Here is a 10,826-nt window from a genome sequence, read left to right on the forward strand (position 1 = left end):
CCTCGTCGCGGCCGTCAGCTACTGGTTATGAGTCCGGGCCCTAGGGAGATGGGATTGTGAAAGTCGCGCTCTACGCCCGCTATTCGTCCGACAACCAGCGCGACGCCTCGATCGCCGACCAACTTCGCGTCTGCCGCACCCACGCGGAGAAACAGGGCTGGACCATCGTCGAGGAGTATACAGACCACGCGATATCGGGCGCCTCCCTGATGCGGCCCGGCATCCAGGCGCTGATCACCGATGCGCAGCGCGGACGGTTCCAGATCGTGCTGGCCGAGGCGATGGATCGCCTGTCCCGCGACCAGGAAGATATCGCTGGCGTCTTCAAGCGCATGAACTATGCCGGCGTGCGGATTGTCACCCTTTCCGAGGGCGAGGTCTCTCACCTCCATGTCGGCCTCAAGGGCACAATGAACGCGCTGTTCCTGAAGGACCTGGCTGAGAAGACCCATCGCGGCCTGCGCGGGCGGGTGGAACAGGGCAAGTCGGGCGGCGGCAACGCCTACGGCTATGACGTGGTGCGCAGGCTCGACGCCAATGGCGAGCCCATCCGGGGCGACCGGACCATCAATATGGTAGAAGCAGAGGTCGTCCGTCGCATCTTCCGTGACTTCGCGGCAGGTCTGGGACCGCGCGCGATTGCCTTCCGTCTTAATGACGAAGGCATTTCAGCCCCAAGTAGCGGCGCCTGGGGCTTCTCGACCATCACCGGCAACCGCGCACGGGGCACCGGCATCCTCAATAATGAGATGTACGTGGGCAAGCTGGTGTGGAACCGCCAGCGTTTCATCAAGGATCCCGACACCGGCAAACGCCAGGCCCGCCCCAATCCGGACTCCGAATGGGTGATCCAGGAGGTGCCGGAGTTGCGGATCGTCGGTCAGGATCTGTGGGACGCGGTCAAGGCGCGGCAGGCCAGCGTCAGCGCCAGCCGGGACACTCGCGACACGTCATCGCCCGACCATTTCCGCGAGAAGCGCCGCCCCCGTTACCTGTTCTCCGGCCTGAGCAAATGCGGCTGCTGTGGCGGCGGCTATTCGATGATCTCCGGAGCACTACTCGGCTGCTCGACGGCGCGCAATAAGGGCACCTGCGAGAACCGGACCAATATGCGTCGCGAGGAGCTGGAGCGGCGCGTGCTCGACGCCCTGCGTCACCATCTCATGGATCCGGACCTGTTCGCCGAGTTCTGCACCGCGTTCACCACCGAGATGAACCGGCTGCGCATGGAAGCGTCGGCCGACATCGGCGCAGCGGAATCAGAACTGAAGCGGGTCGAGCGCGACATCCAGCGGCTGATGGACCTCTATCTTTCAGAAGCGATCTCGATCGAAACCGTCAAAGAACGCGGATCGCAGCTCGAAGCCCGCAAGGCGCAACTCAAGGAGTTCCTCGCGACCGCCGAAGCGCCGCCGACCCTGCTCCATCCGCAGATGGCGGAGTTCTACCACCGGCAGCTCACGCGCCTGCACGACATGCTGCATTCCGAACTTGACGAGAAGCGTCAGGAGGCGGCCGAGGTCATACGTTCGCTAATCGAGGCGATCATTCTCACGCCATCCGACAAGGGGCTACAGATCGATGTCCGGGGCGATCTCGCCGGTATCCTGACGGTCGCGTCAGGCGGACAAACGAAAACCCCAGTCCGTTTTGGAGCTGGGGTTCGTGATGCGTTGGCATTGCAAGTTCAGATGGTTGCGGGGGCCCACAACCCAAGAAAACTGCTACTGACAAGCGGATTGATTGATCGCCTTTAAAATTCCCTCAACATATTGATAAATCAATATATTCATCGAAGGGGCTATTCCGATAAATTCCCCTGCCACGGTCATCATCTCCGACAGGCATTTTACATCTCGGGAAGAACCAGAACATAACTCGTGCTCCTGCCACCTGCCGCCTCCTTATACAGGATACCGCGTTCTACGAGATCATTGATATCCCGCAGGGCGGTATCCGGTGACGTCTTTGCCAGCTTCGCCCATTTAGATGAGGTCAGTTTACCTTCAAATCCATCCAACAGGCGGTTGAGCATGAGACGTTGCCGGTCATTGATCGATTGCCCGGCCAGATTGTCCCAGAAGCGGCTCTTTTGCATGACCTTTCTAAGGACCAGCTCGGCATGATCAAAGGCCCGATCCAGAGCCCCCAGAAACCAGTATAGCCAAGGTGTGATGTCCATATCACCTTTCTGGGTGGCTTCAAGGATTGCGTAGTACTCTTTCCGTTCGTGACGTATCTGAGCTGAAAGGCTGTAGAAACGCTGATCCGTCTGTTCCGAACGCGCCAGCATGAGGTCCCCGATAGCCCGCGCCATACGTCCGTTTCCGTCCTCAAACGGATGAATGGTCACAAACCACAGATGTGCGATGGCTGCTTTCAGGACAGGATCCAGATTTTGCTCGGTATTGCACCAGTTGAGGAAGGCCTGCATCTCTGCGGGCACCCTGCTGGCTGCTGGAGCCTCATAATGGATCTTTTCCCGCCCGATAGGGCCGGACACGACCTGCATCGGACCGGTTCTGTCATCACGCCACTTTCCCACCAGAATGCGTGACATCCCGTTTCGCCCGGTCGGAAACAAAGCAGCATGCCATGCGAAAAGTCTTTCTTCAGTCAATGACCGGGCATAATGTCCGGTCGCATCCAGCATCATCTCCACAACGCCTTCGACATCCCGATCCACCGGTGGCAGCGCGCCAATATCCATGCCCAGTCGCCGTGCGATGGAAGAACGCACCTGCTCGCGATCAAGGTTTTCGCCCTCAATCTCGCTCGACTTGAGAACATCTTCCGTCAGGGTCTGGAGCACGGCTTCCGACCTGAAATCGAAACCGAGACTTTCCATGCGTCCCAAAAGTCGTCCTTGCCGGTGACGCACGGCGGCGAGTTCATGGAAAATGGCGTCTCTATCCCACCGGAAGTCCGGCCATCCTGCTTGCTGGTAGATGTATCGCGCCATATTCTCTGCATTCCTTGCGGAGAATATGGCACCTAAACACCGCATCAAGCAACCAAAATTCCGCAAAATATGCGGTTATTATCCGGATTATTCGCCGCATCCTACGCCAAAAGCGACTTATAGCGGCGACTGCCCTGCCCGGGTTCAGCAGCACACTGAATGCCCCTATGCATGAACGACATTCATGCATTTTTATTATTGACAGACTTAAGTTCATGCCTTCTATATGAACGCATGAAGCACATTCGCGCAGACAAATTGAACCTCTCAGATATCGCGACGGTGGCGGCGGGTCACCCGTTTCGAGGGAAAATCGAGCCAATCAAAGGCGCTGAAACGGTTGTTGTGCAGATGCGGGACACCTCACCTTCTGGCGTGAATTGGCCGTCCTGCCTGCGGACTGAAGTTTCCGGACGTCGCGAGCCGGACTGGCTGCGTCCGGGCGATATTCTTTTCCCTGCCCGTGGCAATGTGTCACTGGCCGTTCTGATCGATGAAAGCATCGGCAGCCTTCAGGCTGTCGCCGCTCCGCACTTCTTTCTGCTGCGCGTATCGCGCTCGGATGTGCTGCCAGCCTATCTGGCGTGGTGGCTCAATCAGGAACCGGCGCAGCGGCATCTGGAACAGAACGCCCAGAGCTCCACCCTTGTGCGCAACATCGCCCGGCCGGTGCTGGAGGCCACGCCCGTTCTGCTGCCTCCTTTGCCTCGACAGGAACAGATTGTCGGTCTGTCCAACGCCATGCAGCGCGAGGAAGACCTTCTTCGCCGCCTGCGCCAGACAAACCAGCAGATCATGACCGGCCTTGCCAGAGACCTTCTGGCGGGCTGACACTCCTCTTACGTTTTGAAACAGGATTTGAGTTCGTGACCGAGCAGATTTCACAGGACACCATCAACAAGGCGCTGTGGAGCGCCTGCGATACCTTCCGCGGCACCGTCAGCCCTGACACATACCGCGATTACGTGCTGACCATGCTGTTCCTGAAATACATCTCCGATGTCTGGCAGGACCATTATGACGGCTACAAGAAAGAGTATGGTGACAACCCCACCCTGATCGAAGCCATGATGGCACAGGAACGCTTTGTTCTGCCCAAAGGCTCGGATTTCTATACGCTCTATAAAGACCGCAATGCCCCCGGAAATGGCGAGCGGATCGACAAAGCCCTGCACGCCATTGAAGAAGCCAACGGCACAAAACTGAAGGACGCAGGTAAGAGCGTCTTCCAGGATATCAGCTTCAACTCCGACAAGCTGGGCGATGAGAAGCAGAAGAACACCATCCTGCGCCATCTGCTGGAGGATTTTCACAAGCCGGACCTGAACCTACGCCCTTCCCGCGTGGGTAATCTCGACGTGATTGGCAATGGCTATGAGTTTCTGATCAAGAATTTCGCCGCCAGTGGCGGGCAGAAGGCCGGGGAGTTCTATACCCCGCCGGAAGTCAGTGAACTGCTGGCCCGTATTCTGAGCCCGAAACCGGGCGATAAGATCTGTGACCCTGCGTGTGGTTCGGCGTCATTGCTGATGAAGTGCGGGCGTCAAGTGACGCAGAACCATAACGGCAGCAAAGCCTATGAACTGCTTGGACAGGAGGCCATTGGCTCCACATGGTCGTTTGCCAAGATGAACATGTTCCTGCATGGCGAGGACAATCACCGCATTGAATGGGGCGACACCATCCGCAACCCCAAGCTGCTGGATGATAAAAACCACCTGATGCGCTTTGACGTGGTGACGGCCAACCCGCCCTTCAGTCTCGACAAATGGGGACATGACGAGGCGGAGCAGGACGTGCATCACCGCTTTGCCCGTGGTGTACCGCCCAAGACCAAAGGCGATTACGCCTTTATCCTGCACATGATCAGCACTTTGAAAGACCGTACGGGCCGCATGGGTGTTGTGTTACCGCATGGCGTGCTGTTCCGGGGCAGTTCGGAAGGCAGGATCCGCCAGAAGCTGATTGAGGAAAACCTGCTGGACGCCGTGATCGGCCTGCCGGAAAAGCTGTTCTTCGGCACGGGAATTCCAGCCGCCATTCTGATCTTCCGCAAGGACCGCAAGACGAAGAATGTACTGTTCATTGATGCCAGCCGCGAGTTCAAGGCGGGCAAGAACCAGAACGTGCTGACCGGAGAGAACATCACGAAGATCGTGGACACCTACCGTGCCCGCAAGGACGTGGACAAATACGCCCACCTCGCCACACCGGACGAGATCAAAGAGAACGACTACAACCTGAACATTCCGCGTTATGTCGATACGTTTGAGGAAGAAAAAGAAATCGACCTGAACGCCGTGCGGGCTGAACGGGCGGAGATCAAAGCGGAACTAGCAAAGCTGGAAGCGCAGATGGACGTTTATCTGAAGGAGCTGGGTTATGCTTCCTGAGGGGTGGAAGGAAACAACTCTGGAAAGATATATTCATGTCAAACATGGATATGCGTTTAAAGGTGAGTATTTTTCTACTTCAGGAAAATATATCGTTTTGACGCCAGGAAATTTCTTCGAAAGCGGTGGTTTTAGAGACCAAAAAGATAAAACGAAATATTATTCTGGAGAAATTCCAAAAGAATACCTTCTGAAAAAAGGCGATTGTATCCTAGCAATGACCGAGCAGGGGGCCGGACTTCTAGGAAGCGCTGCTTTTATACCTGACAATAATAAATTTCTCCATAACCAAAGAATTGGATTGATTGAAGTAATAGATCCGCATTCTGTATCATTGGATTTTCTTTATTGGCTCTATAATGATCCTAAAAACCGGCTGATCATTTCCAATGAAGCCGGTGGCACGAAAGTCAAACATACTTCGCCAAAAAAATTGGTTAATATCTCCATCCTTCTCCCCCCTCTCCCCGAACAGAAGAAGATCGCGGCGATCCTCTCGACGTGGGATCGTGCGATTGAGGGAACGGAGAAGCTTCTGGCCAACAGCCAGCAGCAGAAAAAAGCCCTCATGCGGCAACTCCTCACAGGCAAAAAACGCCTGCTGGGGTTCACGGGGGAGTGGAAAAGCTTAAAATTAAAAACCTTCCTTCAAGAAAGCATGATTCCATCGCCACAACCGGACCCTAAAAAACGCATTACAGTCCGCCTTAGCCTTAAGGGTGTTGAAAAACGTGAGGTACGTGGAACTGAATCTATTGACGCAACAAATTACTTCACCAGAAAAGCCGGACAATTTATCTACGGCAAGCAAAATATACACAAAGGAGCTTTTGGCATAATTCCAAAAACTCTAGACGGATTTGAAACATCTCAAGATATTCCATGCTTTGATTTTCTACCTGACAGATGTCCTGCATGGCTTTTCTATTACCTTGCTCGCGAAAATATACATAATACTCTTGAAACAAAGATGACGGGGACAGGTTCAAAACGTCTAAATCAGAAAACTTTCTTGAGTCTTACATGTCTCGCCCCCCCTCTCCCTGAACAAAAAGCCATCGCTGCCGTTCTCACCACAGCCGACGAAGAAATCACGACCCTTGAATCCGACCTCTCCCGCCTGCGTCAGGAAAAGAAAGCCCTGATGCAGCAGCTTCTCACGGGCAAACGCCGCGTAAAAGTCGATTAAGTCATTTCAGTTCGCAGGATATTTGACATCATGGTTTCTGCCCCGAAATTTCAGGAAGAATACAGCGCCAAACTGCCCGCACTGGCCCTGCTCAGCACACTCGGCTGGCGGTTTTTGTCGCCATCCGAAGCACTCGCCTTGCGGGGCGGCAAGCAGAGTGCGGTGGTGCTGGACACACTCCTGCGGGCGGAACTGAAAAAACGCCGCTTTACGTTTGAAGGACAGGACCACGCCCTGTCCGATCAGGCCATTGAGCGGCTTGTCTCCATCGTCATGCACCCGGACTTTGTCTCCGGCCTGCGAGACGCCAATGAGAAGATGACGACGCATCTGCTGTTCGGCATTGCCATTACCGAGTTCATCAACGGGCGCAAGGCCAATCCGACCATCGCCCTCATCGACTGGCAGAACCCAGCCAATAACAGCTTTACCTTTACCGAAGAATTCAGCGTCCTGCGCACGGATCTGACACAAACGCGCAGGCCGGACATCGTGTGCTTCGTCAACGGGATTCCGCTGGCGGTGATCGAGGCCAAGCGCCCCGATGGCCAGCCGGGTAAAGGCCCGACCGTGGAGGCCGGGATTTCCCAGAGCATCCGTAACCAGAACAAGGATGAAATCCCCCAGCTTTTTGCCTACAGCCAGCTTCTGCTCTCCATTACCGGGCATGACGGGCGCTATGGCACCTGCGGCACGCCCAAAAAATTCTGGGCAAGCTGGAAGGAAGAGGACATTCCCGAAAGCCGGATGGAGGCGCTCAAGAACACGCAGCTTTCAGGAGCGCAGAAAGACGCGTTGTTTGCCGACCGGAAGCCCCCTGCGCGGGAGTGGTTCGAGGACTGGGCCTCCCGCCCGCTGCATGTAACGGATCAGGATCGGCTGCTGATCGGCCTGCTCTCCCCCGAGCGTCTGCTGGACATGGCGCGGTTCTTCACGCTGGTCGACCGCAAGGCAGGCAAGATCGTCGCCCGCTATCAGCAGGTTTTTGGCATCAAGCGCCTTCTGGAACGCATCAAGTCCCGCCGCAGCGATGGCGGGCGCGAGGGCGGCGTGGTCTGGCACACCACAGGGTCAGGCAAGTCCTTCACCATGGTGTTCCTCAGCCGCGCCCTCATTCTGGATGAGGATCTCAAACAATGCCGCATTCTGGTGGTGACAGACCGCAAAGATCTGGAACGCCAGTTAAGCACGACCTTCTCCACCGGCGGCGAACTGGCGGACAAAAAGGACAAGGAGGACGCGCTCGCCACCTCAGGCCGCCGTCTGGCGCAGCAGATCGGGCACGGGCAGGAGCGCATCATCTTCTCGCTCATCAACAAGTTCCACACCGCCACCACTTTGCCCGAGTGTCATAATGACAGTGCGGACATCATCGTGCTGGTGGATGAAGGGCATCGCAGTCAGGGCGGCGAGAACCATGCCCGCATGAAGCATGCGCTCCCCAACGCGGCCTTCATTGCCTTTACCGGCACGCCGCTGCTTAAGGGGAGTGAGACGACAAATCGTTTTGGTAAGATCATCCACTCCTACACGATGCAGCAGGCCGTCTCGGACGGGACCGTGACGCCCCTGCTCTATGAAGAACGCAAGCCCGATCTGGATGTGAATGACCGCGCGATAGATGCCTGGTTCGAACGCATCACACAGGGTCTGACGGAAGAACAGGTCACGGACCTCAAGAAGCGCTTTGCCCGCGCCAATCAGGTTTACAAGGCCGATGACCGTATCCGGCTGATCGCCATGGATCTGGCGACGCATTTCGACAGCAATATCGACAGCGGCCTCAAGGGTATGCTGGCCTGTGACAGCAAGCTTTCCGCCATCCGCTACAAGCAGTATCTGGATGAGGTCGGTCTGTTCGAGAGCGCCATCGTCATGAGCCCGCCCGATACGCGCGAGGGCCATACGGAAGTGGATGAGCGCAAACAGCCGGAAATTCAGGACTGGTGGAAAAACAATGTCGGCAGCCAGAACGAGGAGGATTACACACGCGGGGTTATTGAGCGCTTTGAGAAAGACCCGGACCTCAGGCTGATCATCGTGGTCGATAAGCTGCTGACCGGGTTTGATGAACCCAAGAATGCGGTGCTCTATATCGACAAGCCGCTCAAACAGCACAATCTGTTGCAGGCCATTGCGCGTGTGAACCGCCTGCATGACCAGAAGAAGCATGGGCTGCTGATTGATTATCGGGGCATTCTGGCGGAACTGGACACCACACTGGCTCGCTATGACGAACTGGCAGCCGAGAATGTCGGCGGGTATGACCCGAAGGACATTGCCGGGCTGTATAGCCAGATGAGCACGGAATACCGCGAACTCCCCGCCCTGCACAAAGCTCTGTGGGCCATTTTTGAGGGCGTGAAGAATAGAAGTGACCTCCAGCAGCTTCGCGCCGTGCTCATGCCGCGTATGGTGGAGGAGCACGGCCAGATGGTGGACGTGAACCTCAAGCGCCGGGATGACTTCTATGAAGCGCTGACGAAGTTTGCCGCCTGCCTGAAAGTTGCGCTGCAATCTGTGGCCTTCTTTGAAGACACCAGCTTCACGGAGAAAGACCGCGCCACCTACAAGGAGACACTGAAGCAACTGACCAGCCTGCGCCAGATGGTCATGCAGGATACGGGCGAGACAGTGGACTTCGACCAGTATGCCGAGCAAGTGAAGAAGCTACTGGACCGGCATGTAGCGGGCGTGAAGGTCCATGAATCCGAAGGACTCTATGCCGTGGGCAAGATGGGCCAGAAGCCCGAAGACAATGAGCCCGAAAACTGGAGCGAGGAGAAAACCCGCAACGAGACGGATCTGATCCGCACCCGTGTGACGAAAATGATCGACCATGAGATGCAGGATGACCCTTACGCGAAGGAGGCCTTCTCGGCCCTCCTGCGCAAGGTGATTGAGGAGGCGGAGAGCCTATTCGACCACCCGTTCAAGCAGTTCATGCTGTTTCAGGAGTTTGAGGAGCAGGTGGCTGAACGCAAACTCAACAATATTCCGTCTGTTTTTGACGGGCATCGCCATGCCCAGGCTTATTATGGCGTGTTTCTGAAGACTCTGGCGGCCATCTTCAACCATAAGCAGACGGACGAGGAGAACCAGCGCTGGGTTGATCTGGCATTCGAGATCGACAGCATCGTGGACAAGGCCGTGCGGGAGAATTCTCTGAGTCGCCCGGATATGGAAAAGGCGGTCAGGAAGGAACTGCTTCCCCTCCTGTTCAGCACCGGCCAGAAAGCAGGCTTTGGGGTCGACAAGGCGCAGGAGATGATTGAGCAGGTCATTCAGATCATGCGGGCCGGTCCTGCTGATCCGCTGCGTGGCTAAACATGAGCGATGACCGGACACACCGCATTCTGACCTATGGGGGTGAGCAGATCCGGGTGGAACTGCTGCCCCGTGCTCGCCCCGGCACAACCCTGCGGATCAAAGTGCATCCTGACCTGACTGTGCAGGCTGTCGTCCCTGACGGCACATCCGATGCGGATCTGGAAAAGGCGCTACACCAGAAGACCCGCTGGATCTGGGAGAAGCTGCGAGACTTCCGGGCGGTGCAGGAGCATGCCACGCCGCGTGCCTATGTCAGTGGGGAAAGCCATTTCTATCTGGGACGGCGGCATCTTCTGAAAGTGCATCATCAGCCTGATGCGTCAGAGACCGTGCGAATGCTGCGCGGGCGGCTGGAGGTTTCTGTGCAGGAGCGCAATACCTTGCGGATTCAGAAGCTACTGGAACTCTGGTATTTTACGCGGGCGCAGGACGTGTTTCGGACACGTCTGGACGCTCTCCTTCCCACAACGCTGTGGGTGACAACGCCCCCAGCCCTGAAGCTCCAGGTGATGCAGACCCAGTGGGGCAACTGCTCACCGGGAGGGATCGTCACGCTCAATCCGCATCTGGTCAAAGCCCCGCGCGACTGCATTGATTACGTTATCCTACATGAACTGTGTCATCTGAAGGAGCACAATCATGGACCTGCCTTCTGGTCACTCCTAGAGCGCGTGATGCCGGACTGGGAACGGCATAAGGCCCGGCTGGATGGAATGGCGGAAATGATGCTGCAAAAATAGCTCTATTTGACTGCCATGGGGGGGAAACAGAATGTCGGCTATCAGCCATAAAAACTAGAAAGCAGACATTTAACGAATACGAGGCTTTAGATTGCTTACTCTGGTACAAATCCGCATGCTTCCATGAAAGTCCATGCGCGAAGCCAACTGATAATATCGTCGATTTGAAGTGACCCTGCCCCGTGGAATGCCCTCGTTTTTGGGTAAGGTCT

7 protein-coding genes are annotated in these 10,826 nt (G+C 56.2%); 6 read left to right on the forward strand and 1 reads right to left on the reverse strand.

Features of this window, described 5'->3' with window-relative positions; translation table 11 throughout:
* The first annotated feature begins 56 nt into the window (after positions 1–56).
* Complete coding sequence (locus B8446_RS09235) at positions 57–1,757, forward strand: recombinase family protein (RefSeq protein WP_048849076.1); 1,701 nt, start codon at positions 57–59, stop codon at positions 1,755–1,757.
* 92 nt (positions 1,758–1,849) lie between these two features.
* Here the strand turns inward: B8446_RS09235 and B8446_RS09240 are convergent, their stop codons facing one another.
* The gene (locus tag B8446_RS09240; RefSeq protein WP_048849077.1) at positions 1,850–2,962 is read right to left on the reverse strand and encodes a Fic family protein; all 1,113 of its coding nucleotides are present in this window, start codon (positions 2,960–2,962) and stop codon (positions 1,850–1,852) included.
* A gap of 234 nt (positions 2,963–3,196) precedes the next feature.
* Here B8446_RS09240 and B8446_RS09245 point away from each other — a divergent pair, with 234 nt between their 5' ends.
* Genes B8446_RS09245 through B8446_RS09265 form a run of 5 tightly spaced genes read left to right on the forward strand, consistent with a single transcriptional unit; the run spans position 3,197 to position 10,614 of the window.
* Positions 3,197–3,793: a restriction endonuclease subunit S domain-containing protein gene (locus tag B8446_RS09245; protein ID WP_048849078.1), complete on the forward strand. Its 597-nt coding sequence runs from the start codon at positions 3,197–3,199 to the stop codon at positions 3,791–3,793.
* Positions 3,794–3,828: 35 nt separating this feature from the next.
* Positions 3,829–5,355, forward strand: a complete 1,527-nt coding sequence (locus tag B8446_RS09250) for a type I restriction-modification system subunit M (protein ID WP_048849079.1) — start codon at positions 3,829–3,831, stop codon at positions 5,353–5,355.
* The gene (locus B8446_RS09255; protein WP_048849080.1) at positions 5,345–6,544 is read left to right on the forward strand and encodes a restriction endonuclease subunit S; all 1,200 of its coding nucleotides are present in this window, start codon (positions 5,345–5,347) and stop codon (positions 6,542–6,544) included. The genes B8446_RS09250 and B8446_RS09255 overlap by 11 nt, the downstream gene beginning before the upstream one ends.
* A gap of 30 nt (positions 6,545–6,574) precedes the next feature.
* Positions 6,575–9,871, forward strand: coding sequence for a type I restriction endonuclease subunit R (locus B8446_RS09260; RefSeq protein ID WP_048849081.1), 3,297 nt, complete (start codon positions 6,575–6,577; stop codon positions 9,869–9,871).
* A 2-nt stretch (positions 9,872–9,873) separates the two neighbouring features.
* Complete coding sequence (locus tag B8446_RS09265; RefSeq protein ID WP_048849082.1) at positions 9,874–10,614, forward strand: M48 family metallopeptidase; 741 nt, start codon at positions 9,874–9,876, stop codon at positions 10,612–10,614.
* The last annotated feature ends 212 nt before the right edge of the window (positions 10,615–10,826 follow it).

The organism is Tanticharoenia sakaeratensis NBRC 103193 (genome assembly GCF_000963885.1).
Lineage (GTDB): Bacteria > Pseudomonadota > Alphaproteobacteria > Acetobacterales > Acetobacteraceae > Tanticharoenia > Tanticharoenia sakaeratensis.

Coding starts and splice junctions, on each gene's coding strand:
- B8446_RS09260 (WP_048849081.1), top strand. CDS start 6,575: ATGGTTTCTGCCCCGAAATTTCAGGAAGAATACAGCGCCAAACTGCCC.
- B8446_RS09255 (WP_048849080.1), top strand. CDS start 5,345: ATGCTTCCTGAGGGGTGGAAGGAAACAACTCTGGAAAGATATATTCAT.
- B8446_RS09265 (WP_048849082.1), top strand. CDS start 9,874: ATGAGCGATGACCGGACACACCGCATTCTGACCTATGGGGGTGAGCAG.
- B8446_RS09245 (WP_048849078.1), top strand. CDS start 3,197: ATGAAGCACATTCGCGCAGACAAATTGAACCTCTCAGATATCGCGACG.
- B8446_RS09240 (WP_048849077.1), bottom strand. CDS start 2,962: ATGGCGCGATACATCTACCAGCAAGCAGGATGGCCGGACTTCCGGTGG.